The sequence below is a fragment of the Aneurinibacillus soli genome, assembly GCF_002355375.1.
GTDB lineage: Bacteria > Bacillota > Bacilli > Aneurinibacillales > Aneurinibacillaceae > Aneurinibacillus > Aneurinibacillus soli.
Window position 1 is genome coordinate 611461 of the sequence record NZ_AP017312.1, and the last position, 25762, is coordinate 637222.

General features: G+C 42.4%; 24 protein-coding genes. 22 read left to right on the forward strand and 2 right to left on the reverse strand.

What is annotated here, in order from left to right; genetic code table 11:
- The first annotated feature begins 27 nt into the window (after positions 1-27).
- The 19 genes from CB4_RS03160 to CB4_RS03250 all read left to right on the forward strand — a co-directional run bounded on the left by CB4_RS03160 (position 28) and on the right by CB4_RS03250 (position 18150).
- A complete protein-coding gene (locus tag CB4_RS03160; RefSeq protein ID WP_096463546.1) occupies positions 28-1053 on the forward strand; it encodes a GHMP family kinase ATP-binding protein in 1026 nt (341 codons plus the stop codon).
- A gap of 2 nt (positions 1054-1055) precedes the next feature.
- A complete protein-coding gene (locus CB4_RS03165; protein ID WP_269459515.1) occupies positions 1056-1667 on the forward strand; it encodes a D-sedoheptulose-7-phosphate isomerase in 612 nt (203 codons plus the stop codon).
- A gap of 1 nt (position 1668) precedes the next feature.
- A complete protein-coding gene (locus CB4_RS03170) occupies positions 1669-2361 on the forward strand; it encodes a nucleotidyltransferase family protein (RefSeq protein ID WP_096463548.1) in 693 nt (230 codons plus the stop codon).
- Positions 2358-2876: a D-glycero-alpha-D-manno-heptose-1,7-bisphosphate 7-phosphatase gene (locus CB4_RS03175; protein WP_096463549.1), complete on the forward strand. Its 519-nt coding sequence runs from the start codon at positions 2358-2360 to the stop codon at positions 2874-2876. Before CB4_RS03170 ends, CB4_RS03175 begins: the two co-directional genes overlap by 4 nt.
- A 10-nt stretch (positions 2877-2886) precedes the next feature.
- The gene (locus CB4_RS03180; RefSeq protein ID WP_096463550.1) at positions 2887-5130 is read left to right on the forward strand and encodes a hypothetical protein; all 2244 of its coding nucleotides are present in this window, start codon (positions 2887-2889) and stop codon (positions 5128-5130) included.
- Entirely contained in the window at positions 5127-5825 is a 699-nt protein-coding gene (locus CB4_RS03185) for a WbqC family protein (protein ID WP_096463551.1), read from the forward strand. The genes CB4_RS03180 and CB4_RS03185 overlap by 4 nt, the downstream gene beginning before the upstream one ends.
- Positions 5826-5839: 14 nt before the next feature.
- The gene (locus tag CB4_RS03190) at positions 5840-6790 is read left to right on the forward strand and encodes a glycosyltransferase family 2 protein (protein WP_096463552.1); all 951 of its coding nucleotides are present in this window, start codon (positions 5840-5842) and stop codon (positions 6788-6790) included.
- A 25-nt stretch (positions 6791-6815) separates the two neighbouring features.
- A complete protein-coding gene (locus CB4_RS03195) occupies positions 6816-7460 on the forward strand; it encodes a NeuD/PglB/VioB family sugar acetyltransferase (protein ID WP_096463553.1) in 645 nt (214 codons plus the stop codon).
- A gap of 7 nt (positions 7461-7467) precedes the next feature.
- Positions 7468-8295, forward strand: a complete 828-nt coding sequence (locus tag CB4_RS03200) for a beta-keto acid cleavage family enzyme (RefSeq protein WP_096463554.1) — start codon at positions 7468-7470, stop codon at positions 8293-8295.
- A gap of 206 nt (positions 8296-8501) precedes the next feature.
- Entirely contained in the window at positions 8502-9596 is a 1095-nt protein-coding gene (rffA, locus tag CB4_RS03205; protein ID WP_096467611.1) for a dTDP-4-amino-4,6-dideoxygalactose transaminase, read from the forward strand.
- A 14-nt stretch (positions 9597-9610) separates the two neighbouring features.
- A complete protein-coding gene (gene rfbA / locus CB4_RS03210; RefSeq protein WP_096463555.1) occupies positions 9611-10480 on the forward strand; it encodes a glucose-1-phosphate thymidylyltransferase RfbA in 870 nt (289 codons plus the stop codon).
- Between the two features lie 24 nt (positions 10481-10504).
- Complete coding sequence (locus tag CB4_RS03215; protein ID WP_096463556.1) at positions 10505-11293, forward strand: class I SAM-dependent methyltransferase; 789 nt, start codon at positions 10505-10507, stop codon at positions 11291-11293.
- Positions 11294-11305: 12 nt separating this feature from the next.
- On the forward strand, positions 11306-11854 hold the full coding sequence (gene rfbC, locus CB4_RS03220) for a dTDP-4-dehydrorhamnose 3,5-epimerase (protein WP_096463557.1): 549 nt from the start codon (positions 11306-11308) through the stop codon (positions 11852-11854).
- Positions 11855-11867: 13 nt separating this feature from the next.
- Positions 11868-12887: a dTDP-D-glucose-4,6-dehydratase RmlB gene (gene rmlB, locus CB4_RS03225; RefSeq protein WP_096463558.1), complete on the forward strand. Its 1020-nt coding sequence runs from the start codon at positions 11868-11870 to the stop codon at positions 12885-12887.
- Between the two features lies 1 nt (position 12888).
- Entirely contained in the window at positions 12889-13737 is an 849-nt protein-coding gene (gene rfbD, locus CB4_RS03230; protein WP_096463559.1) for a dTDP-4-dehydrorhamnose reductase, read from the forward strand.
- Positions 13734-14660 (forward strand): glycosyltransferase family 2 protein, encoded by a 927-nt coding sequence (locus tag CB4_RS03235; RefSeq protein WP_096463560.1) that lies wholly within the window; start codon positions 13734-13736, stop codon positions 14658-14660. Before rfbD ends, CB4_RS03235 begins: the two co-directional genes overlap by 4 nt.
- 18 nt (positions 14661-14678) lie before the next feature.
- Positions 14679-16052 (forward strand): sugar transferase, encoded by a 1374-nt coding sequence (locus CB4_RS03240; protein ID WP_096463561.1) that lies wholly within the window; start codon positions 14679-14681, stop codon positions 16050-16052.
- 5 nt (positions 16053-16057) lie between these two features.
- Positions 16058-16558, forward strand: coding sequence for a tetratricopeptide repeat protein (locus CB4_RS03245; protein WP_096463562.1), 501 nt, complete (start codon positions 16058-16060; stop codon positions 16556-16558).
- Positions 16559-16575: 17 nt separating this feature from the next.
- Positions 16576-18150 (forward strand): O-antigen ligase family protein, encoded by a 1575-nt coding sequence (locus tag CB4_RS03250; RefSeq protein ID WP_096463563.1) that lies wholly within the window; start codon positions 16576-16578, stop codon positions 18148-18150.
- A gap of 453 nt (positions 18151-18603) precedes the next feature.
- On the opposite strand, the gene CB4_RS21395 is transcribed toward CB4_RS03250, so the two are convergent.
- Entirely contained in the window at positions 18604-18828 is a 225-nt protein-coding gene (locus tag CB4_RS21395) for a hypothetical protein (RefSeq protein ID WP_146226608.1), read from the reverse strand.
- Positions 18829-19428: 600 nt separating this feature from the next.
- Here CB4_RS21395 and CB4_RS03255 point away from each other — a divergent pair.
- The gene (locus CB4_RS03255) at positions 19429-21705 is read left to right on the forward strand and encodes a copper amine oxidase N-terminal domain-containing protein (protein ID WP_096463564.1); all 2277 of its coding nucleotides are present in this window, start codon (positions 19429-19431) and stop codon (positions 21703-21705) included.
- A gap of 63 nt (positions 21706-21768) precedes the next feature.
- Entirely contained in the window at positions 21769-22872 is a 1104-nt protein-coding gene (locus tag CB4_RS03260) for a TolC family protein (protein WP_172890765.1), read from the forward strand.
- A 62-nt stretch (positions 22873-22934) separates the two neighbouring features.
- On the opposite strand, the gene CB4_RS03265 is transcribed toward CB4_RS03260, so the two are convergent.
- Complete coding sequence (locus CB4_RS03265) at positions 22935-24977, reverse strand: S-layer homology domain-containing protein (protein WP_096463566.1); 2043 nt, start codon at positions 24975-24977, stop codon at positions 22935-22937.
- A gap of 315 nt (positions 24978-25292) precedes the next feature.
- Between CB4_RS03265 and CB4_RS03270 the strand changes: the two genes are divergently transcribed.
- Positions 25293-25736 (forward strand): MarR family winged helix-turn-helix transcriptional regulator, encoded by a 444-nt coding sequence (locus tag CB4_RS03270; RefSeq protein ID WP_096463567.1) that lies wholly within the window; start codon positions 25293-25295, stop codon positions 25734-25736.
- Positions 25737-25762 lie beyond the last annotated feature (26 nt).

Sequence of the window (25762 nt, forward strand, 5' to 3'; positions counted from 1 at the left end):
GACATGTAAAGATAAAGGGTGAGAGGTATGATTTTCCGCTCAAAAGCACCGCTTCGTTTGGGACTTGCAGGAGGCGGTACAGATGTGTCTCCATATAGTGATGAATACGGTGGCTATGTATTGAATGCAACGATTGATATGTATGCATATTGTACGATTGAAGTTACAACGAGTAACCAGCTATCGTTCTATGCTGCTGATCGAGATGAGATTTTTGAATGTGAGGCTAGAAGTTGCTTAGAGTTAGATGGCGTACTCGACCTGCATAAAGGGATTTATAATCGGATTGTTAAGCAATTCAATAATGGAGAGCCATTATCGTTTAACATGACCACGTATTCTGATGCTCCAGCGGGTTCAGGATTGGGGTCATCCTCTACGATGGTAGTAGCCATTTTGAAAGCATTTGTAGAATGGCTTAATCTTCCTTTAGGTGAGTATGATGTGGCTCATCTTGCGTATGAGATTGAGCGTGTGGATGTTGGATTAAGCGGGGGCAAGCAAGACCAGTATGCGGCTACATTTGGTGGATTTAATTTTATTGAGTTCTATTCCGAAGACAGGGTGATCGTAAATCCTCTTCGTGTGAAAAATCGGATTATTAATGAGCTTGAAAACTCAATGGCTTTATATTATACAGGAGTTTCTCGTGAGTCCGCTAAGATTATCGAGGAACAAACCAAAAACACAATCGAAAAAAATAGTAAATCGCTAGAAGCGATGCATGAACTAAAAGCGGATGCTTTGCTAATGAAAGAAGCCATTCTCAAAGGTGACGTAAAAACTTTTGCAAAATATCTGGGTAAGTCATGGGAAGCGAAAAAGCGGATGGCTTCTTCGATCTCGAATCCGTATTTGGATGAAATTTATGATGTGGCGATTCGAGCGGGTGCCTATGCAGGGAAAGTGTCCGGGGCAGGTGGTGGTGGATTCATGATGTTCATTGTGGACCCTGTCAGGAGAATAGCGGTAAGCAAAGCTTTAAACGAATTGTCAGGTCAGGTGATGAATTTTCATTTCGTTAAAAATGGAACCGAGGGATGGAGGGTATGAGTATGGAGGTGTATATTCGAGCACAGATCGAGCGTTCGATAGAAGTAAAGCAGAAGCTGCTAGCGGATGAGAATCTCATGGAACTGATCGAAACCATTGCGAGAAAGGCCGTGGAGGTATATCAGAATGGAAATAAGATCCTTATTTCTGGAAATGGAGGAAGCGCAGCAGATGCCCAGCATATCGCAGGAGAATTTGTGAATCGGTTTTATTTTGATAGGCCGGGTCTTCCTGCGATTGCACTCACAACCGATACTTCTGTTTTAACAGCTGTTGGGAATGATTATGGGTACGAACATCTTTTTGCCCGTCAAATTCAGGCGAATGGAGTAGCGGGAGATATGTTTATTGGTATGTCCACTTCAGGCAATTCATCGAACATTATCAGAGCGTTAGAAGAATGTAGAAAGAAAGAGATTGTCACAGTTGGATTTACTGGAGAGACGGGGGGAAAGATGGCTGCTTTATGCGATTATTGCATTAAGGTTCCATCTGTAGAAACCCCAAGAATTCAGGAGTCTCACATTTTAATTGGGCACATTATTTGTGCGATTGTAGAAGAACAGCTATTTGGGGCAGGGTTTCAAGTTCAAGCTATAAGAGATGGTGTTTGATATGGAAGCAATCGTATTAGCAGGGGGGCTGGGAACTCGATTACGAAGTGTTATATCGGATGTTCCTAAGCCGATGGCCCCGATCGATGATAAGCCATTTTTGCATTATATCCTTCACTATCTTGCAAAGCAGGGGATAAATAGAGTTATTTTATCAACAGGATATAAGCATGAAGTGATCGAAGCATACTTTGGTTATGAATATTGTGGCATGTCTATTGTATATTCTGTAGAGGATGAGCCGCTCGGAACAGGTGGAGCAATAAAAAGAGCATTGGAGAAAGTAACAGAACAAGATGCTTTTATTATGAATGGGGATACTTTTTTTGCTGTAGATTTACAGGGTATGATTAGATTTCACCAGGTTCACGGTGCGGATATTACGATAGCGCTAAAGCGCATGGAAGACTTTAGCCGTTATGGCGCTGTTATGGTGGAGAATGGAAGAGTACGATCTTTTCAGGAAAAAGGGTATCACAGTAGTGGCAATATTAATGGTGGGATTTATATCATAAACAAACAGTGCTTAGAGATAGAAAGCCTACCGAATACGTTTTCGTTTGAAAGTGATGTTTTAGAGAAGTTTATTATGAAAAAAGAGATGTATGGGTTTATTTCAGAAGGGTATTTTATTGACATTGGGATTCCAGAAGATTATGAAAAGGCACAGGGGGAGCTGCATAGCTGCATATGAAAAACAAAGCTGTGTTTTTAGACCGGGATGGAGTTATTAATGTTGAAAAGAACTATGTTCATAAGATTGAAGATTTTGAGTTTATGGATGGGATATTTGAGCTTCTACATTATTTTCAGGAGCAAGGGTATTTGCTGATTGTTATTACAAATCAGGCTGGTATTGGACGGGGTTATTATACAGAAGAACAGTTTCATATACTAAATGACTGGATGGTAGAGCGGTTTAAAGAGAAGGGAATACATATTACGCATGTGTATTATTGCCCGTATCATCCAGAATATGGGGTAGGGGATTATAAGCAAGATAGTTTCGAAAGAAAGCCGAACCCTGGAATGATTGTAAGGGCGGAAAAGGAGCATGGAATTGATCTATCTCGATCTATCCTAATAGGAGATAGAAAATCTGATATACAAGCCGGTACACAGGCCGGAGTCAAAATAAATATTCTACTTCCCGTCAAATTGCAGAGAAATATAAATGTTAGAAAGGTCTTGGAGATTATAAATGGATAGGAGCTTTTGAATGGAGGGAAAATACAGGATAAGATTTTCCGCATTTTTTGTTTTTTGTTTTTTGTCATCCATTATTTTTCAGCTCATCGGAGCTAAGAATATTCTTTTTGATGTATATAAGTGGCATATTGTACAACCGGAGAGTGTTCAAGGTGGGATAGAGTTAGTAGTTCTCTTCCTTTTTTTATCGTTTTGTGCAAGTAAACTAGATCATAAAGGACTCTTTTTGTTCATTATTCTGATTAGTACAGGGCTTTATTTGAGGCTTCATCAAGTTTTGGAACCTGCTGTGGCAGCACTTTTTTACTTTGAAATTATTATATTTTTTGGGGGAACGGTACGACGTTTAGTAGGGATTTCAAAGCGAAATAAAATAATAGATTACTTTGATTCATGTGTTATCGGTTTGTCTTTTTGGGGATTTTTCGCTATTTTTTTATCTTTATTAGGACACGGTACATTTCATGAATTGAGAATGTTGACCGTATTGATTTTATTATTTTGTATAATAAGTGGTTCTTTTCGTGGCTGGGATTACCCTTTAAGTTTCAAAATTGCTATGAAAATAATGAACAGTGGTAAAGTCGAAAGAGTGGGAGGGATCTTCCTTCTCATTCTGGTACTGGTTCAATTTGCAAAGTCAAATAGAGCCATTGATTATGACTCTATTTGGTATGGATTGCGGCCAGAGTATGTTTTGATGGGTAATCACTCCATATTTGAGAACCTTGGATTAGTACAGTTTGTTCATTATTATCCAAAGTTATTCGAATTGTTCTTGCTTCCGATTAGTAATTTGGGGGATTATAGTTTTATTTATGCTGGCACCATCCTCTTTTTTGCGTTGCTCTTACTTGTAGTATGCGCCTTTCTAAAATCGCTAGGAGCAACAACAGTAGAGGGGATTTATATCACCATATTGATCGGTACGATACCTGGAATTTCGAATATGGCATCAACTGCAAAAACGGACATGTTTACCGCGTTTCTTATTATATTAAGCACGTATTATTTGTGGCTTTTTATTCGAGATAGATTTGAACTACACTACCTTATATTTAGTTTCATGTCCGCGTTTTTATCATTTGGGGGCAAACTTTCTAGTTTGGTATATATGCCAATGATTTTATTGGGTTTTGCTATCCACCTTACAATTGGTATATACAGGGGATTGGAAATAAAAAAACTCCTGAGAGCATGTATAGGTCAAATTAAAACTTCGTATATGTTCATATGTGCAATAACCATCTTGACTGTGCTTGGTATACATTATCGCACATATATTTTGACAGGGTATCCCATATATTCTATTCTAGGTGGCCTATGGATGAAGCTGGGCTTTGAAATTAAATACCCTTTGGCGAAAAATGTGGAAGCAATTGCTGGGGAAAGAGAAAATATATTAGAAGTCATGAGACATTGGTATAGGCTTTTGTTTAACCCGGGGGGATATAGCCATTATGTTATGGTATGGCCAGGAAATATATCTTTTTATTTATTTATCCTTGTTTTAGTGTTAGTGATTTTTAGAAAAATACCAATTAAGAGTTATCTACAATACATGGTTATTTTTTTTCCGGTTGTTTTGACAGGTGTATATTATCAAACTTTCTTTCCAGAGGGCGGGGATGGTAATTATTATATAGTCCCGGTGATTTTATCGATACTTATGTATTTGTATCCGATTATACATACACATAATAAGAAGATAAAAAGTGCGGTATATATGGGTGTAGCCTTTTTTATTCCTTTTCAGGTTACTTTAATGTTTGTATCACATTGGTCATGGAGTTGGGGAACGGCTTCCTTTGATTATAAGTTGAATAAGCCATTTCTTGAATCAAGCGATACGGTTAAAACGGAGCTATTCAACAATGGTTTAGGTGAGATTAGGAGTTATATTGAAGAAAAAAGTAATGCAGATGCCGGGGTCAAAAAGTGTTTAGCTTTTGGTGTTGATCCCACGTTGGTGCATAAATTGCCTTGTCGCAGTGAATCTCTGGATATCAGCAGGGTGCGTTTGGGTAACCCCGAATTGTTTACGAGTGAAACAGAGATTATGAAGTATATTATATGGGATAAAATTGATTATCTTATAGCACCGAAAAAGCAGATGAAGGGATACGAGGCGATTTCTAATGTCTATAATCTATTGGAAAAACAACAAGGAGTAGTGAAAATTTCATCGCAGGAATTTTATCTTCTGGACATCTCTCGTATTAAAAGAGAATTTTTGGGGGTAATGTTTAAATGAAGCGGGTAGCCATTATACAATCCAATTACATTCCTTGGAAGGGCTATTTTGATTTAATAAATAAAGTTGATGAAGTTATTTTGTATGATAGCGTCCAATATACCCGTAGAGACTGGAGAAACCGTAATCAAATTCAAACAGCGAATGGTCCAACATGGTTATCAATTCCCGTCCTAGTTAAGGGGAAGTATTTTCAGAAGATCAACGAAACAAAAATATGTGATTCAAGATGGGCAGAAAAACACTGGAAATCTATTTATTATAATTATAGTAATGCCTGTTTTTTTGAAAAAACTAACTCTCAATTCTTTGAGTTTTATCAAGTGGCAAAAAACTTTTCCCATCTTAGTGAAATCAATCATTTTTTCATCAAAAACATATGTGAGATTTTAAATATAAAAACAAAAATAAGTTTTTCAATGGACTATGATTTAGTTGGTGGGAAATCTGAGAGACTGCTTAATTTGTGTCTTCAGACAAAAGCAACTACTTATTTATCAGGACCTGCTGCTAAAAGCTACTTAGATGAATCTCTTTTTCAATCCAACGGGATTAATATTGAATGGATGGATTACAATGGGTATCCTTTATATAAGCAAATTCATTCGCAACCATTTGTTCATGCTTTAAGTATTATTGATCTATTATTTAATGTAGGCGTCGAAAATGCACCAAAATATATGCTTTCGTTTTAAGGGGATGTGAGCCTATGGACGAACCCGCTGAAATTTCTGTTGTAATACCCTGCTATAATAGTTTTAAGTCACTGATGGAGTTAAATGAACGACTTATCAGGACACTAGAAGAACTAAAGGTTCGATATGAGATCATATATGTAAACGATTGCTCTAAGGATCAGACGATACACGTATTACGGAGCCTGTCAGAACATCATCAGCACATTACGGTCATTGATCTTATGTTTAACGTGGGGCAATTTCGCGCATTACTATGTGGAATAACTCACTCGAGTGGGGCGTTGGTCGTTACAATGGATGATGATTTACAGCATCCACCTGAGGAAATTACTAAACTGTATAGCTATATGATGTCAAATACACATTTGGATGTGGTGTTTGGAGAATATAGTAGCAAGAAACATTCGTTTTTTAGGAATGTTGGAAGTTTTATGATGGGTAAAATGAATGAGTTAACAATAAAGAAACCCAAGAATGTGACCTTCTCATCATTTCGTTGTTTACGCAGATCATTGGTGGACACATTGATAGAATATAACACGTTGTTCCCGCAATTAGGACCTCTTATAGTCAAATCGACAAGTTCAGAACGTATGGCAAATGTTCGTATTCATCATGAGCCCAGAAAATATGGCCAATCTAATTACTCATTATTTCTGCTGTTTAAAACCTCCCTAAATCACTTAATCAACTTCAGTTCCGCGCCTTTAAAATACATTAGTATTTTCGGAGTTATGGTGTCACTTATAAGTATTGTGAGTACGTTTTTTTGTTTGTTTTATAAGTATCATACTGGAACATCTATTGGCTGGACATGGGGTATAATTTTGACTCTGCATTTTTATTCAGGGTTGCTACTACTTTCGATAGGAATCATAGGAGAATACTTAATTCGAATTATGTACGAAGTAAAAGGATTTCCTAAATACAAAATAAGAGAAGTATATAAGAACAATAAGTAATCGGATAACGGATAAGGAAGGGCATATGAATCAACTCATCATTTTTGGTGCAGCTTATTTTGATTTAATTAAATTAATAGATGCCATAAATAAAGAAAAGCCAACTTGGGAAATTATCGGATTCTTGGATGACACGAAATCTCTGCAAGGAGAAGTCTTTCGTGGCTATAAGGTGTTAGGCGGTAGGGAAAAAATCTCCCAATTTGTAGAGAAGAAAAATATATTTTTCTTCAACAACGTGTGCGGTCATTGGACTCGATCTAAGCAGGTAGCTGATTTGTTAGACAGCTATGGCTGCCAGATCCCCAATCTTATTCACCCTGCAATAGACATGAATTATGTTGAGATTGGACGAGGCTGTCTGCTCCCTGAAGGGTGTGTTATTGGGGGGGGAGCGCGAATCGGAAACTTTGTTACAGTACGACTCCAGAGTTTGATTAGTCATGATGTTCAAGTGGAGGATCATGTATTCATTGGCCCGGGAGTAACGATTGGGAGTGAGGCTGTTCTAAAAAAAGGGTGTTTTATCGGAGCTGGAGCAACGGTTATGCTTAATAGAACCGTTGGCATAGCTAGTACTGTAGGTGCAGGCGCAGTTGTTACAAAAGATGTTGCAGATCAAGTTACTGTTGCGGGAGTGCCTGCTAAGGAAGTCAGACGAAAGGAATAGGTAAGCATTGAAGAAACTGATTATTAATTTGGCACCTACAGGAATTATACCTGTTAAACAAATGACGCCTCACGTTCCTATTCATCCGGAAGAGATTGTTGCTGATGTGCTCAAATGTGCCGAGCTGGGTGCTTCCATAGTACATTTACATGCACGTGACGGAGAGGAGAAGGCGACCTATAAGAAAGATATTTATGGTTCCATTATCCATGGGATCCGATCTGTAAACAAAGATTTAGTTATTGTCGTATCCACTAGTGGGAGGGTTTTTGGCGATTTTGAACAAAGATCGGAAGTGCTTAATTTAGAGGAGGAACTCCGCCCGGACATGGCTAGCTTGACACTTGGATCCTTAAATTTCTATAACAAGGCGAGCTCAAATAGCCCTTCCATGATTGCAAAACTCGCCGAAAAGATGCTTGAATGCGACATTAAGCCGGAATTGGAAGTATTCGACCTCGGGATGGTAAATTTCGCGCATTATTTAATTAAGAAAGAGTTGCTGAAGCCGCCCTATTATTTCAATATTCTGTTAGGTAATATTGCGACGGCACAGGCTAAATTAATGCATTTGGGGCTCATTGTCTCCGAACTTCCAGAACAATCGATATGGTCTGTTGCAGGGATAGGGTCGTATCAGAAGCAAATGAGCGCTCTGGGCGTTACACTAGCAGACGGGGTGAGAATTGGTTTGGAAGACAACCTTTGGGAAGATGATTCACGTACGCATCTTGCCAGTAATGTAACACTAGTTCAACGAGTAGTAAATTTGGCCCAAGCTATGGAACGCCCGATTGCAACCCCACAAGACGTTCGAAGCATGTTGTTTAAATAATCTCAAGCAGGCTGGTGTGAAATGATTATATGTCCAAAGACAAAGCATGAATTAACTCGTCAGGGAGATTATTTATATTGCGCTGAATCGGGATACAAGGGCTTGATTAGACTCCATATAGGTGGGAGTATCATTCTAGTAGGGAGGAAAAGTTTTTGAGCATTCCCTTTAACAGACCTGCTGTTACTGGCAAAGAGACACAGTATATGAATCAAGCACTGGAAAATCGAAAGTTTTCTGGTGATGGTGAATTTACAAAAAAATGTCATGCCTGGTTTGAAGTAAACCTCCCGTGTAAAAAAGCACTGCTGACCACGTCCTGTACGCATGCATTAGAAATAGCGGCAATTTTAGCTGATATACAAGAGGGTGACGAAGTGATTATGCCTTCGTATACATTTGTTTCAACAGCCAATGCGTTTGTGTTACGTGGAGCGAAGATTGTTTTTGTTGATATACGACCAGATACTATGAATATAAATGAACAACTTATCGAGCAAGCAATTACTGAAAAAACAAAAGTGATTGTTCCGGTTCATTATGCTGGAGTTGCATGTGAGATGGATTCCATTATGGAAATAGCAAGAAAGTACAACTTGTTAGTGATAGAAGATGCTGCACAGGGTGTTATGAGTATGTATCATGACAGAGCACTGGGGACGATTGGTCATATAGGTTGTTACAGCTTTCACGAAACCAAAAATTATCATTGTGGAGAAGGTGGAGCCATTATCCTTAATGATGAACGATTTATTGAACGAGCGGAAATCATCCGTGAGAAAGGAACAGATCGTTCAAGGCTTTTCCGTGGACAAGTTGATAAATATACATGGATAGACATAGGTTCTTCCTATTTACCGAGTGAATTAAATGCTAGTTTTTTGTATGCCCAGCTAGAAATGGCTACTGAGATTAATAATAATCGATTAAGAAGTTGGAACGTATATTATGAGAATTTAATGCCCCTAGCAGAGAGAAGACTAATGGAAATTCCTGTTATTCCTGAACGATGTAGACATAATGCTCATATGTTTTATATTAAATTACAAAATTCAAAGCAAAGAGCAGATATGATTGAAATGTTGAGGGAAAATGAAATAATGAGTATTTTTCATTACATACCGTTACATGGAACCAGAGCTGGTATTAATTTTAGTAGATTTGATGGGGAAGATTGTTATACAACAAAAGAAAGTGAAAGACTGTTGCGTTTACCAATTTATTATGAAATGAACAAAGACGATATTCAAAAGGTAACAGATGTGATTTCTTTATTTTTTACCGAAGAGCGAAAGGTATAGAAAGGGGGAAGAACGTGAAAGGAATTATTTTAGCGGGAGGAAGCGGTACGCGCCTCTATCCGTTAACACGTGCAGTATCAAAGCAGTTGTTACCCGTTTACGACAAACCGATGATTTACTACCCGTTGTCTGTGCTCATGCTGGCAGGAATTCGGGATATCCTCATCATTTCTACCCCAGAAGATACCCCACGTTACGAGCAGCTTCTTGGAAACGGAGCCGAATTAGGAGTTTCCTTCACCTATGCTGTTCAACCTTCACCAGATGGGCTGGCTCAGGCATTCATTATTGGAGAATCCTTCATTGGAGATGACAGCGTTGCCCTTGTTCTCGGTGACAATATCTTCTATGGAGATGGATTTACTCATATGCTACAGCGTGCTGCGGGACGCCAGTCAGGTGCCACTGTCTTTGGCTATAACGTCAAGGATCCAGAACGATTTGGGGTAGTAGAATTCGATCAGGACGGTACCGTCATCTCGATTGAAGAAAAGCCGACAGAACCGAAATCTACGTATGCGGTAACGGGTTTATATTTTTATGATAACCGCGTGATTGAAATCGCCAAAACCATCAAGCCGTCTGCACGTGGGGAGCTGGAGATTACCGATGTAAACAAAGCATACCTCGAAATGGGCGAGCTTACTGTTGAGCTGTTGGGACGCGGTTTCGCCTGGCTGGATACAGGTACACATGAATCATTACTTCAGGCTTCTCAGTTCATTGAAATTGTCGAAAAGCGTCAAAGCTTGAAAGTAGCCTGCCTGGAGGAAATCTCGTATCGGATGGGATACGTCTCAAAGGAACAGCTCCTGACCCTGGCAGAACCATTACGACAAAATGAATATGGTCAATACCTGATACGGTTGGCGAAGCAGTTGTAGGAGAGTAGCGCAGGAGGTCGAGCGATGGAAAATACAAATTATGTTTATGCCATACCAACAACGTATGAGTCTACCAAGACGAAGGAATATTTATCTCAATATAAAGATTGGTTCTATGTATTTACCTTCTCCAATGACGTAGCGACCTCGGTATCAGATGAGCTTATTGATCGAATTCATCAAACACGAGCTGATCTTATCTTTCCATTTTTAGATGAACTCTTTCAAGATCGGTGGGATGAAATAACGTGTATGGATATCGCATGCAATCAAGGCTGGTTTTCGACGCAGCTAGCAGTGCGCGGTGCAAAAAAAGTCATCGGATTTGATACGAGAGATGAACATCTCGAAATGGCGAATGTTGTGAAAGAAATCGGTGGACTCAACAACATCACGTATGTTAATCAGGACTTATTCGAGCTTGATGAATCAGTAGCTGGGCAATATGATCTTACCTTATTCCTTGGCATCTTATATCATCTTGAAAACCCAATGGGGGCACTACGGAAAGTAAGAAGTGTAACGAAAAACTTTTGTGTCATCGAAACACAAGTGGCGCGAACCTCTCCCGAGCTTGAGATTCTAAATGGGAGTGATACAACACCGAAAAAAGGGGCAGGCATCGGGGTGTTTTCTGCGGATGAAAATCACGTGCAGCATGGCATGTCTGTTGTGATCGTTCCGACGTTGCCTGCCCTTTATCAAATGCTGTATGCCGCGGGTTTCAAACGTTTATATCTATCTGTTCCACCGGGTGCGATGTATGAGCAGTATGCAGATTTTGATCGGGTAGTTATTTTTGCTCAGGTGTAGAGGGGAACGACTATGAATATTAAACGAACTCGCTTCGCAGGCGTATATGTGCTGGAACCAGCCGTATTTGGAGATGCACGGGGCTACTTCATGGAAAGCTACAATCAGCGTGTGTTTCATGAACTCGGTATCCACACCGCTTTCATACAGGACAATCAATCGCTATCACGCGAGACAGGTGTATTACGTGGCTTGCATTATCAATTGCATCCGAAAGCCCAAACAAAGCTGATTCGCGTGCTATCCGGGGTCATCTATGATGCTGTCGTAGACATTCGACACGGCTCCCCGACATTCGGACAATGGGAAGCGTTCATTTTGAGTGAGGATAACAGACGACAGCTGCTCGTGCCACAAGGCTTTGCTCATGGATTCTGTACGCTCGTACCGGATACGCTCGTATTCTACAAAGTCGATGAATACTACTCGCCTGAGCATGACCGTGGCATCGCCTGGGATGATCCGGCACTGGGCATTCCGTGGCCGACCTCGAATCCAATCCTGTCCGAGAAGGATAAGCATCATCCGGTGCTGGCCGAAGCGGAAATACACGTTGAATAGGAGAAGAAAACTTGTGAAAATGCTTGTGACAGGCGGAGCAGGCTTTATCGGGAGCAACTTCGTCCATTATATGATGAGAAAATATCCGGCTTACCAGTTTGTGAACCTGGACGCTATTACATATGCAGGGAATCTGGAAAACCTAATAGAAGCAGAGAAATCGCCGAACTATCAGTTTGTAAAAGGAAACATCTGTGACCGTGAACTAGTAGATTCTCTTGTCGCAGATCGTGTCGATATCATCGTAAACTTTGCGGCTGAATCACACGTCGATCGCAGCATTACAGAGCCGGATATTTTTGTGAAAACAAACGTAATGGGGACGCAGGTCCTGCTGGATGCAGCGAAAAAATACGACATCCAAAAATATGTACAGGTCTCCACAGATGAAGTGTATGGAACACTGGGTGACACCGGATTCTTCACAGAAGATACCCCGCTTGCGCCAAACAGTCCGTATTCTGCAAGCAAAGCAGGGGCAGACCTGCTGGTGCGCGCCTATCACGAAACATACGGACTGCCAGTGAACATTACACGTTGCTCCAATAACTACGGTCCGTATCATTTTCCCGAGAAGCTCATTCCGCTCATGATCATCAACGCCCTGCATGATAAGGAATTACCCGTATATGGGGATGGCATGTACGTACGAGACTGGCTGTATGTCGAAGATCACTGTTCCGCTATCGATCTGGTCATCCATCAGGGGAAAAGCGGGGACGTATACAATGTGGGCGGTCATAATGAGTATCCGAACATTGAGATCGTCAAGCGTGTGCTACAAGAGCTGGGCAAATCAGAAAATCTCATCCGATATGTACAGGACCGTCCTGGACATGATCGGCGGTATGCGATTGATGCCACCAAGTTAATGACAGAACTCGGCTGGAAGCCCACGTATACGTTTGACACCGGAATTGTCGAGACGATTCGCTGGTATGTGAACAACCGGGAGTGGTGGGAACGAATCATTCGTGGTGACTACCAGCACTATTATGACAAGCAATACAAACAGCGTCTGGAAGAGGTGTGACATGACCACAGTACTCGTAACCGGTGGAATGGGCCAGCTGGGTACAGATATAACACGCCTGCTCAAGGGGCAGGGGTATGACGTATATGCATGTGGCCGCGATACGCTTGATATTACCAATCAGGGTCAAGTTCAAGAGGTCATGAGGCAGGTGCGGCCAGACGTTCTGATTCATACAGCTGCCTATACAAAGGTGGATCAGGCCGAGATGGATTCTGATAGGGCCTATCTGGTTAATGCGCTTGGCACACGTAACGTAGCCATCGAAGTGGAGCGTTATCAGGCCAGGTTGATATACATAAGTACAGACTATGTATTTGACGGAGCAGTGGATGTGCCTTATTCAGAGTTTGCGCCTGTAAACCCTGTTAACGTATATGGCAGATCGAAGTGGGCAGGAGAAGAGTTCATCAGGCAGTTTTGCTCGCGATGGTTCATTGTACGGACATCCTGGGTGTATGGTAAGCATGGACATAACTTTGTGAAGACGATGCTTAGGCTCGCCGAGACGCGAAGTGAGCTTCGGGTTGTGCACGATCAGCTTGGGACGCCGACCTATACAGTTGATCTGGCTATGTTTCTCCTACAGCTTCTGGAAACCGAGGTGTACGGAACGTACCATGCTTCGAACAGCGGCGTGTGTTCCTGGTATGAATTCGCCTGTGCGATTTTCGAAGAAGCGGGTCTTGCTCATATTCACGTGCATCCGATTCCAACGGTTGAGTACCCACTGCCTGCGCTGCGTCCGGCATACTCTGTGCTCGATCATATGATGATTCGTCTGCAAGGAATGGATGAGTTGCGACACTGGAGAGAAGCACTGCACAGCTTCATGGAGGAAAGTGGATGAAAGACAGTATGAAGACTGTACAAATTCTATTGTCCACGTATAACGGTGCAGCTTTTGTAGCAGAGCAGCTGGACAGCTTGCTTGCGCAAACATACAAGCCGATTCACATTTTGATTCGGGATGACGGCTCTCACGATCAGACGAGAGAGATTCTAAAAAAATACGAGCAGCAGTACCAGATGGACGTATTGGTAGGAAGTAATATCGGGGTCATTCCGAGCTTCTTCACCCTTTTACAACAAGCATCTGATCAAGTAGGCTATGTGGCGCTGTGCGATCAGGATGATTACTGGCACAAGGAAAAAATAGAGAAAGCGGTTCGGAAGTTGAATGCGATTGATGCGGCTGTTCCGGCGATGTACTGCAGCCGTGTCGAGCTGGTGAATGAGGAACTCGTCTCGCTTGGCATGTACCCCTTGCATAAACGAGGTCCGGCTTTTGAAAATGCTCTTGTACAAAGCATGGCGACGGGATGTACCATTGTCATGAATCAGGCAGCTAGACGATTGCTTTTGCAACATCTGCCAGATGTACGCAACGTGGTGATGCATGACTGGTGGTTTTATCTTGTCGTATCTGCATTCGGTACGGTTGTGTATGACCCGGAATCAAGCATGTTGTATCGGCAGCATGCAGCCAACACGGTAGGTACGGGTCATACAGGAGTGGGGAGATGGATTGGGCGTGTGCGGCGCTATCGTAAAGAGAAGCAGTATCGATTTATAACGAAGCAAAACGAGGAGTTCATGCGTTTATACGGCGATCAGCTTGACGCGAAGAATAAGCGAATCCTCACAAGGTTTTTACAGAGTCGGCGTTCGTTGTCAGGACGGATTCAGTATTTTCTCTGTCCTGATACATATCGACAATCATGGATGGAGAATATGATTTGTCGGCTTGGTTTGTTATTGAATATGGTCTAGAAAGACTGGAGCAAAAATATGGGGAGAAATATTTTTGTAAAACTATCAAAGGTATTGTTTGCCTGCTTTGATCTGCTAGTCGTAAACATCGGCATTATTCTCGCATTTCGTGTGAAGTTTGGCGGCAACATCCCGCTGTATAACTGGCGTTCGTATGAGAGCGTATGCATAGAGCTGTCGCTTGTTTCTCTTGTCGTCTTCTATATGTTCGACTTGTATTCGAACTGGCGCCGAAAAAGTCTGTACAATCTCGTATATGCCATTGTTCTTTCCATTGGGACACTTAGCTTGATTACGATGATCCTAACGTTCTGGTATCGCGGGTTCTCCTTTCCGCGAAGTGTGATTGTGTTGACCTTTTTCATCCAGGTTATTCTGTTCATAGGAATACGCTCGTTCGTATGGTGGGCAGCGAAGCGAAAGTATGGACGTCGGAGCGTGCTCATCATTGATCATACGAAAGAACAGGCCGCACTTTTTGCACAGAAATTCCACCAGCATATCGAAGGCTGGTTTGTGATCCATGATCGGCTTGAAGCAGCATGCTGGAAAGAGAGGACCGATCTGATTCATGACGTAGATGTTGTGCTGCTAAGTCCGCTGCTTTCCCGGGAAGAGCGGGCAGAGATTCTCAGCTATTGCGCCCGATATGGCAAGGAAGTCTTGCTCGTCCCGGAACTGTTCGAGCTGTTCATTCTGAACGCGGAGCCTCAGCAAATCGATGACATGCTCGTTCTATCTGTGCAGCCACCTGGTTTGAGTGTGGCCCAGCTATTTGGGAAACGTGTGTTTGACATCATCGTATCCCTTACGTTACTGATCATACTCAGCCCGGTTATCCTCATTTTGTTTATTCTTGTGCCAGCCACATCGCGTGGTCCGGCGATTTTTAAGCAGGAGCGGATGGGTCGTCATGGTAAAGAATATCGGATTTATAAGTTTCGCAGCATGGTACAGGATGCAGAGAAGTATACTGGTCCAATGCTTGCGGTAGACAAAGATCCGCGCATTACCCCGGTTGGTCACTTCATTCGAGCTACACGACTCGATGAAATCCCACAATTGTGGAATGTATTGAAGGGAGAGATGAGCCTGATCGGCCCGCGCCCGGAACGAGCTGTGTTTATTGAGCAGTTTAGCGAAGCGCTGCCGGATTATGCATATCGGATGTCCGTGAAGCCGGGGATTACAGGGCTGGCGCAGATAATGGCGCGGTATAACACAACCGTAGAGGATAAACTGCGATTTGATCTTATGTATGTGCAGAACTACTCGCTTGCATTAGATATTAAGGTGCTGTTGCAGACGATTCGCGTCGTGTTTCAGTGGGAGAAGGCGAGAGGTATGCCGCAGCAAGAGGAAAGTGAAAAACAAAAAACAGTAGGGGGATAGCCAGTATGGAGAAGAAATTCTCTGGGAGAATGCGGAATATTCTGGTCAGTCTTTTGCTTGCACTGGGGATTGTAGCCATTATTATCACGAGTGTTCTCGGGAGTAAGCAAGATGAGACATACAAACAAGGAGCGGGCGCATTCAAGGACATTCAGGAGAAGTTCGCCCAACGAGATTATGCAAGTGCACAGAAAGAACTGGAGCAGCTCATCGCTTCGTATCCCAATAGTTATCTTGTGCAATGGCAATATGGGATAAGTCTGGCAGGACAGCAAAAGTATCAGGAAGCAGCGGAATGGTATGAGAAGGCAAGGAAGCAGCGTCCGTTTCTGGTACGAAATCAGCAATACGTATTACAGTATGGCGAAGTGTTGTATCACGTACAGGATTACAAAAGAGCGACCCGTTATCTGAAAGAAGTAGAAAAGCTGAATCAGCATCCGCAGTTTACAGAGCAAGCACATGTACTGCTGGCAGACATAGCGGAAAAAGAAGCCAAACAATAGACGAGGGGAAATGGAACGTGAGCAAAAAAAAGCAAAAGGCCCGTGTCGATCAGATGCTGAAACTGGAAGGGCAGAAGAATACCGATCGCATTCTGACGGGTCTATTGATTTTGACCATCGTGGTCATTCCCTTGCTGACAAGGGTAGCCGCACTGGATTTCAATTCACCTGTCATTACGGGAACCGTCATAGACTCGGGGACGAAGGCTGATTTTTTTACCTACTACAAGTTTATCTGGCTGCAGATCATGACGGGATTGATGGTTCTTATATTTTTATACAAAATGTTTGGCAACGGATACGAGATTCCGGCGAGCTATGTAAATGTACCACTGGCCTTGATGTTCGGGTTTGTCGTGCTCTCTGGCGTGTTAGCCGAGAATAAAACGATTGCCTTATTCGGTCAGTATAATCGCCACGAAGGAACGATTACCTATCTGATGTATTTCTGTCTGTTTTTCATAGCGACGACGATTCTATACACTGAAAGACGGGTGCGTATGCTGCTGTATGCTACGTATGTCTTACTCGGTGTGAATCTAGTGCTGGGCGTGGCGTACTTTTATGGCGCGGACTTATTACACAATGCGTTTATTTCCGGCATTCTGCTGCCAGCTACTATTAATAAGCAGACAGTGAACGGCTTTTTCAATAGTACCATTAACAATCCGAACTATGTCAGTGGGATTGGTGGAACACTAGCTGTTCTGTTTCTCGCCAAAGCGATCGTTGCGAGAACGATGAAAGAACGAGTGATTGATGTGGCAGGGGCAGTCGCAGCCTTTACGCTTGTACTTACATCGCTTTCGATCAGTGGTTTTTTTACGATTGTGGTGATGATCCCGATGATTCTGTTGTTTATAGGCTTTAGTATTCAGAAAAAAGCAGGGATGCTAACCTTGGGGGTGGCACTTCTACTATTTGCGGGTGTGCTTGCGACCTTGTATCAGCATAATGCACGCGTGTGGGATAAGAGTATCGGTTTTTTCCTTGGGACTTCGGAGACAACGATCAGCATGTCGCCTGAAGGTGAGGACATACAGAGATGGCGTACCTTGGAGCATGATGATTCACCGTTTGCTATGGATGTTGCCGCAGCGGCTGCGGCGAACAATGAAGATGAGTTTACCCTTCCGCCGCAGCGGTGGGGAGCTGGTACCGGGCGGGTGTATATCTGGTCGAAAACGATTGAACTCATTAAGCAGCATCCGGTGTTTGGATTCGGGATGGACACGTTAGCTTATCATTTTCCGCAGGATGACCCGTATAAAAATTCGGGGCTTAATGATGTCAAAACCATTGTCGATAAGCCGCACAACACATATCTAGGAATCGCATACGGCTCCGGTGTCATTGTATTACTCTCATTTTTGTACATGCTGCTGCGTCATGTGGCTCAGCATGTGTACATATTGAAGCAGAAAATCAAGACAGAGCGACAGGGGTTGCTCATCGCTCTATTCGCAGGCTGGTGCGCGTATCTCATCCAGGGACTGTTTAATGACACGATTATCGGCACGGGCTTTCTATTCTGGATTTTCTTCGGGGTAAGTGTGTCGCTGCTGCGGCAGGAGAGGGAAGAACAGGCGTAAAAACTTTTCAGCTTGTTACGAGCGACAAGGTGGAGGCTGTCTCAAAAGCCAGAACATGGTGAATGGGGCAGTCTTTTTGTTGTGAAATCGAAAGTGTATGGTGGGGAGTGGGAGAAGGGAGGAGCCGTTCGCTTTGGTACGCTTGCAGGGAAGCTGCGGGTGTCCGCTCCGGGAGCTCAGCCAACTTGCCCGCAAAGAAGAGCCTCCGATGTTTGTTCGCTGAAGTGTTGCGGGCAAAGACCCGTTCGCTGTTCTCCCTCCGCTGAGTAGACGCGTAAAGGCGCTCTCTTGCTACTCCCTTCTCCCACTCCCCGCAACGTTTCGGTTTACAAAAAACCTCTCGCCGCCAGAATGGATTTACTCGATAGCGACTAGTTTTTCGAAAGATTGCTTTCTTAATTTTTTACTTGCATAGCAAAGCTTAACATCTTGATAACGCTTGAGTGGTTTTATTCAAATTGTGCCAGGAGCGGGATCGGGCGGGGCAACGGAACGCCTGTACGCGATTACCCAGCGGAAGGGGTCAGGCGAACGGGCTTTTGCCCACAATGCTTCGATGCATATACATCGCGGGCACCTTTGTGGGCGAGTTCGTCTGGCACCTGGGGCGGACAGTTCCCACTCCGTAGCGAGCGTACCAAAGTGACGAGGCTCCGCCTGATCCCGCTCCTTCACCACACTTTGAACATCCTCAAATTTTTTCAAGGGTTAAAGTTTTTTTTTCAAAGCCCTGCAACTTTTCGCAAGAAGCACCGTCTAAGTATGTGTAAGACAAAGCGGAGCGAGAGAATATTGACCAGGGTATTTAATGAAGAAAAAATTTTTTCAAAGCCCTGCAACTTTTTCGCAACACCGTCGTCTAATACAGTGTAGAACAAAGCGGACAACGCTTTCGGTTCTGCATCGCAAGGAAAGAAGAATTGAGAGATTCGCTATTTACTTCGCAGGCAAAGCATTGTATACTTGCCTATGTGAGAATCGAATGTAGTAGATTCTGACAATCTTTGCAAGACTTTCATCTCATTACTGGTTACATACAACCACTCGGCTTTATAGATAAAGAGCCAGCTCCACGAGACGAGATGAAAGTACATACAGGAGAAGGGCTCAGAGATAGACAACAACTATACTCTCAACCGAAGCAAACGCGGAACTCGTTCCTTATGCTGAAGGGGTATGTATATGCATACCGCATCAACTTCTCTATGATTCTGGACGTAGAAGAGTAGAGTGGCAGCGAACCCGCAAAAATATATTCCTAATTTAGGAGGAGAAACAATGAAAAAAGCTATTAAAGTTTTAACTACTACTGCTTTACTCGCTTCCCTTGCTGCTCCGTTCGCAGCTCCGGTAAGCGCGGCTACTGAAAACGTATCATTAACTACTCCGGTACTTTCTACTTCTACAGCTGTAGGTACCTTTGCTTCCCTTGGAACTGTTCGAGTAGCTGAAACAGATTCTACAATCGGTTCTATTACAGGTACAGTTGCAAGTCCGCAACAAATTACAATCACATTGCCACAGGGAGTAGAGTTCAAGGCTGCCCCTACTGTAGCTACTTTAGGCGATTTCGTAACTACGAATACTGCTTTTGCTGCTGCTGATATTACGCTTGTTCCGGGTTCTGAAACAACGAAGGGTTACACTATCCAAATTAGTGGCCGTACTGGTGCTGGTGCTGCTTCAAAAGCTAATCTTGAATTCCATTTTGATAATGTTGCTGACTCACAAGTTAAATTAGACGGTGTTACTGGCTCTGTTAAAGTTGGCATTTATGCACCAAACTCAGGTATTACTAGTGGAGATGTTGTAGTTGGTACAGCTCAAAGTGCTGGTGGTACTGCTGTTGCACTGAATGCTCCGAATATCAGTCGTGCAGCTGCTCAGACTCTTGGTACAATTCGTGTAGCTGAAAACCGTGCAGGTGCATTCGATGCTACTAACACAATTAACTTTGTTTTACCAAAAGGTTTCACATTCACTGGTGCAACTGTAGGTGGTGTGAATGTTAACCCAACTATGACTGCTGGCCTTCCTTACACTATTGACATAGACTCTAATGGTTATTCCCGTCTGAAAGTTAAGCCGCTTGCAGTAAATACAGGTTCTACACCAGCATTCTTCAACGTAACACCAATTATCTCCGTTGATAGCGATGCTGACCTTGGCGATTTGAAGGTTGATGTAAAAGGCGACAACGCTGGTGTATCAGCGACTTCAGTTGTAGCAGCAAAAGTTGCTGAGTTTGGTGTAACAGCTTCTGCATCAGGAGATGTTAAAACTGTATACGCTGGTCGTCAAGACCAAGAGCTTACTAAGCTGAACATTAAAGAAGGAATCGCGGGATCGTTGTTGTCTAACCGTACAATTGTCCTCGAACTTCCAGAGTGGGCACACTGGCAAACTCTTCCTACTGAAGATACAGGAGTGAAAAAAGGTGATGCTACAATCACTAACAGTGGTTCTACTGTCGATAATGATCGTCGTAAAGTAAGCCTGAACGTAACTGCAGGTGGAGTTCTGACAGACACAACTCTGAAAGATCTGAAAGTATTCCTGGATGCAAATGCTCCAGCAGGTGACCTGAAAGTTAAAGTTAGCGGCTCGCAAGGTCTGACTGGTGAATACACACTTGCACAAGTTAAGAAACCAGTTGCTATTTCTGCAGATCTGAAAGATCTTAAAATTGGTGTTCAAAACCAAGCAACAGGCGATATCACAATCAAAGAAGATGCTGCTGGCACTCTGAAAGCAGTAGTAACTGAGCTTAACAATGGCTGGAATAAAGCGGGCGTTGTTACAAATACAAATCTAGACGGAAACATCGTACTGAGTGCACCATCTGGTGTGAAATTTGCGGGAGTTCCGACTGTAGCAGTTACAGATGGTGATCTGAAACTTAAATCTACAGGTGTTAAACTGAACAGTGATAACAATCAATTAATCATCCCGATTGATACAGCAAGTAAAACTGCTTCTACAATTAAATTGTCTAACGTGAAGTTCACTGTAGACCGTACAGTTCCAGAAGGCAAGCTGACTCTTGATGCAACTGGTAACGCTCTGGATCAAACTCGTGATTCTAATAACGTTACTCGTGATGCAGTAGTAAGCGCTGATGTTGCTAACGTAGTAACTCCAGCTCCTAAAGATACAACTGCTTCTAACATCGTATTCAAACTCAACAGCAAAACATTCACTGTTGATGGCAAAGAAATGACTATGGATTCTGCTCCACTCGTAGCTTGGGATCGTGCATTCCTGCCAGTACGTTTCGCTGCTAACGCACTGAACGTATCTGATGACAACATCATCTGGGATGACAAAACAAGCACAGCTACAATCTTCAAAGGCGATCGCGTAATCGTTGCTAAAGTTGGCGACAAGTTCCTGACTGTAAACGGCGCGAAAGTACCTATGGATGTACCTGTATACCGCAGTGCTGCGACTAACAACCGTGTAATGATTCCGGTTCGTTACCTCGGCAACGCTCTGGGTGCCCAAATCAATTGGAACGCAGAAACTAACGAAATTACAGTTGGAACTCAGAAGTAATTTTTGAGAACTTCATAGAGGAACTCCCTAACGGGAGTTCCTTTTTTAATGGAGGTAAAAAATATGAAAAAGGCATCTTCTATTATTCTATCTGCCTGCCTGCTACTTCCGTTAGCAGTTCCGGCTTATGCAGCGGAGGTAGCTCCGGCGGCTGCTGCACAACAGCAAGGATTAACATATCAGGGTGCAATAGACAAGGCTCTTAACAAAAGTTTAGAGCTAAAAAACATTCAGGCTGATATTGACCGTTCGTTTGAAGTGAAAAATAATCTTGGTCGCTCCTTGTCCTTTGTTCCAACCGGACCGGGAAATCAGGGAGCTAATTCTGCCTATATGGGGGTTGAAAAAGCTGAGATTGGGTATCAGATGACCCAAAAGCAATTGGAAATAAAAAAGGATCAAATTGCGTATTCTACTCGCAAAGCGTATAATGCAATTTTGCAGGCACAATCCAAAAAACAGCTCGCATTGTTAACAGAGAAAAACTCTGAGTTACAAAATAATATAAGTTTCTATAAGTACCAGTATGGGATGGCAAGTCTAGTAGACAGTGATCGGGCGCAAAAGAACTATGCAGCTGACAAGAAGAATAGTCAGGTAGCGGAAACAAATGTTTCTAGTTCCTATCAGACGTTTAATCAACTGGTTGGGCTTGAAACAAAAGCAGTTCCGCAACTTGCAGAAAAGCCTGATTTTAAGAAGTTAAACGAGAGTGATTTGGATAATCATATTGGTCGTGTTATTGATACGAATCCGCAAGTATGGTTAGCAAATAAAAACATTGATCTTGCTCAGGTTGATGTGAAGCTTCTAAACTACAATTCTGGTCAAGGTGAATCGTATGACACGAAGAAACTTGACTTAGAAAAAAATCAAAATACGTATGCGAATGCAAAAGAGCAAATAGACTCCGCTGTTCGCACACTTTATTACAATATCCTTCAAATCGAAGATCAATATAGTGTGTTAGAGCAAAAGCTGGAGATTGCTCAGGACGCATACAATACGCTGAAGGTTCAATTCGATGTTGGACTGGCAACAAAGGCTGACCTGTCAAGCGCTCGGTTGAGTGTTGAGCAATTGAAACAGCAGTTGTTTGAGTTAGCGCTTAACCACGATAATCTTGTTGAAGCCTATCAGAAACCATGGGTACTTTCTGCTTCATAAAAGTTAAAGAAGAGCTTTCTGCTATTTATGCAGAAGGCTCTTCTTTATAATTGTAGATAGTTTTATTTTTTGGCATGTAAAGCGTTTAGGATGATTGTAATTGCTTCGGATCTTGTCGCCTTTTGATTTGGTTCGAATCGATTGTTTCCAATTCCTTTTATGATCCCGGTTGCTATTGCTATTTTTACATCGTCCTTAACCCAGGGCTGTATTTTATCCGCATCAGCAAAAGTGAGATTAGATGTAGTATCTGCCTTAATATTCATAGCACGAACTACCATAGCTACAATTTCTGCTCGTGTTATTGACTGATCTGGACGGAAGGTATGATCTTCATACCCTTTTGTGATACCTAGTTGTACAGCAGTCGCTACAGCATTCTTGCCCCAATTCTGGATATTATTTTGATCTGTAAAGGGAAGAACAGTAGTTCCTTCCACTTTCTTATCGAGTGCTCGCATAAGAAGTGAAATAAACTCGATTCGAGTAATAGATGCATCTGGTTGGAAGGTTCCATCTGGATACCCTTGTGTAATCCCTCTGTCAATGGCTTCTTGAATGTACTTTTCGGCCCAGTGTCCTTGAGTATCAGGAAAATGATTTTTCTGATCGGGATTATCACTAGAAGTTGGAGCTTGACTTACAGGTGTTGAAGTCCATGTAGGAGCTCTAAGAACACGAATCGTATATGTTTGAGTCGTTGTTTTATCTTTGCCTGTAACAACGACAGCAATTACATTTTCACCTATATCCAGAGCCATCGTAGCGGATGTAGTTTTATTGCCTTTAATTGAAACCAGGGCACCTTGATCAGCTGTAGTTGCTGTAACTGTAATATACGGGACATTTTTTTCAACATTGATAGAGTAGGTATTTTGAGTTGTTGAAAAAGCAGGGCTTAGTGTTCCAGGATTTACAGTTAGGTTAGATAAATTTGTGTTTATTGGCGAAGCGCTTGAAACTGCATACAATTTTTTATCTTGACTTCCGATGTAGATCGTACCATTAGAACCGATTGTAGCAGAAGTAGAAATTTTATCTGAAGTTGGAAGTTTCCATTTTTCTGTTCCATCTGGTTTGACGGCATATATCTTTTTGTCGTAATTTCCAATATAGATTGTCCCATCAGCTGAAATTATTGGGGATACTGGAAGCTCACCGTTAGTTTGAAAACGCCACTTTTTTGTTCCATCTGGTTTAAGTGCATAGAGATTCCCGTCATTACTTGCTACGTATACCGTACCATCAGCAGCAATTGCTGGGGCTCCTTGGATTGTGTTATCGGTTTCGAATTCCCATTTTTCGATTCCATTTGGTTTGAGTGCATATAATTTTCCATCATTATTCCCGATATAGATTGTTCCGTCAGCAGCAATGGCAGGAGAACTTGAAATATAGTTTTGGGTCGAGAACTGCCATTTTTCTGTTCCGTCTGGTTTGATGGCATATATCTTTTTATCGTAACTTCCAATATAGATTGTCCCGTCAGCAGCAATGGCAGGAGAACTCTTGATTATATCTCCAGTTGGAAACTCCCATTTTTTTGTCCCTTTTCCATCGATTGCATACAGGCTTCCATTATTACTTCCAATGTAGATCGTACCATCAGCGGCAATGGTGGGAGAGGAGTAAATCGAACTACCGATTAGAAACTCCCATTTTTTTGTTCCATCTGGGTTAATAGCGTATAGTTTCCCGTCATTACTTCCAATGTAGATCGTGCCATCGGAAGCAATGGTAGGAGAGGAATTAATACTTCCACCCGTGAGGAACTCCCACTTTTTTGTTCCATCTGGCTTAATAGCATAGAGATTTCCATCATTACTTCCAATGTAGATTGTGCCATCGGAAGCAATGGCAGGAGAGGAATTAATATTTCCGCCAGTGAGGAACTCCCATTTTGTTTCAGGCATGTTTATGCTGCCGTATGCTGACTGTCTTGTATAATTAAATGTAGTAGGCTGTTGAGCGTTTTTGTCATAAGCACCAAGTGCATATCCCCCTTTCTCTCCTTGGTTTTGATTAAATGCTGCCCAGGCAGATGATTGGTTGAACAAAGTAGTAACTAGAAGAGATGTGATACCTAATATAGCAATTCGTTTCAAAATATTTCCTCCTAATTGAGTTAATTTCACAATTCCTAACCTTTAAAGTATAGGGTTTGATCGCCATGAAAAAAAGGAGTACCTCTTCGAAACCTCTAATAGAGTAGCTAACTCAATGAGAAAGGTTGGTATCCTTACTAAATATTCTATTCGACAAGGATATTTATTTTCCTTGCAAAATTTATAAGAGAAAGGGGATCCATTTTTGTAGATTTCTCTCTTGTTCTTTAGAACTTCCCTGATTTATAATAGTAAAGTCATATATTTCGCATTCGAAATACTCTGATCGAAAATATACCCAGAAAGGAGATCGTCATGAGAAATGTATCCCGGGAGATTCATCTACTGCTGCGCCAGATTAACCAGCGTTTCTTTGAACTCGTCGCCCGTGAACTCTGCGAAGTCGGCATTACAGCCCCGCAGCTAATCGTTCTGCGTTGCTTCAAAGACGGCAAACGTCTGCGGATGTCGGATCTCAGTAAGCAGGTAGGTCTATCGAACAGTACTGTCTGTGGAATCGTTGACCGACTCGAAGAAAGGGGATACGTCCGCCGTTCCCGTGATGAAGATGATCGGCGTGTAGTCTGGGTACAGGCGCAGCCGAAAGCAGCGGAACTAAAAGAACACGTTCCAATTTTGCAGGATGAATACAGTGAATTTTTTCTCTCGGGGATGACGGAAGAAGATACGGAACGTTTGATTCATACGCTTACACTATTTTCTAATCATTTACTCGAAAAACTCGAACAGAAAAAATAGGTGTTTTTTGCTCACTTATTTCGTGT

Coding starts and splice junctions, on each gene's coding strand:
- CB4_RS03165 (WP_269459515.1), top strand. CDS start 1,056: ATGGAGGTGTATATTCGAGCACAGATCGAGCGTTCGATAGAAGTAAAG.
- CB4_RS03235 (WP_096463560.1), top strand. CDS start 13,734: ATGAAAGACAGTATGAAGACTGTACAAATTCTATTGTCCACGTATAAC.
- rfbC (WP_096463557.1), top strand. CDS start 11,306: ATGAATATTAAACGAACTCGCTTCGCAGGCGTATATGTGCTGGAACCA.
- rfbD (WP_096463559.1), top strand. CDS start 12,889: ATGACCACAGTACTCGTAACCGGTGGAATGGGCCAGCTGGGTACAGAT.
- CB4_RS03175 (WP_096463549.1), top strand. CDS start 2,358: ATGAAAAACAAAGCTGTGTTTTTAGACCGGGATGGAGTTATTAATGTT.
- CB4_RS03270 (WP_096463567.1), top strand. CDS start 25,293: ATGAGAAATGTATCCCGGGAGATTCATCTACTGCTGCGCCAGATTAAC.
- CB4_RS03195 (WP_096463553.1), top strand. CDS start 6,816: ATGAATCAACTCATCATTTTTGGTGCAGCTTATTTTGATTTAATTAAA.
- CB4_RS03160 (WP_096463546.1), top strand. CDS start 28: ATGATTTTCCGCTCAAAAGCACCGCTTCGTTTGGGACTTGCAGGAGGC.
- CB4_RS03260 (WP_172890765.1), top strand. CDS start 21,769: ATGAAAAAGGCATCTTCTATTATTCTATCTGCCTGCCTGCTACTTCCG.
- CB4_RS03180 (WP_096463550.1), top strand. CDS start 2,887: ATGGAGGGAAAATACAGGATAAGATTTTCCGCATTTTTTGTTTTTTGT.
- CB4_RS03245 (WP_096463562.1), top strand. CDS start 16,058: ATGGAGAAGAAATTCTCTGGGAGAATGCGGAATATTCTGGTCAGTCTT.
- CB4_RS03215 (WP_096463556.1), top strand. CDS start 10,505: ATGGAAAATACAAATTATGTTTATGCCATACCAACAACGTATGAGTCT.
- rffA (WP_096467611.1), top strand. CDS start 8,502: ATGAATCAAGCACTGGAAAATCGAAAGTTTTCTGGTGATGGTGAATTT.
- CB4_RS03255 (WP_096463564.1), top strand. CDS start 19,429: ATGAAAAAAGCTATTAAAGTTTTAACTACTACTGCTTTACTCGCTTCC.
- CB4_RS03240 (WP_096463561.1), top strand. CDS start 14,679: ATGGGGAGAAATATTTTTGTAAAACTATCAAAGGTATTGTTTGCCTGC.
- CB4_RS03185 (WP_096463551.1), top strand. CDS start 5,127: ATGAAGCGGGTAGCCATTATACAATCCAATTACATTCCTTGGAAGGGC.
- CB4_RS03170 (WP_096463548.1), top strand. CDS start 1,669: ATGGAAGCAATCGTATTAGCAGGGGGGCTGGGAACTCGATTACGAAGT.
- CB4_RS03190 (WP_096463552.1), top strand. CDS start 5,840: ATGGACGAACCCGCTGAAATTTCTGTTGTAATACCCTGCTATAATAGT.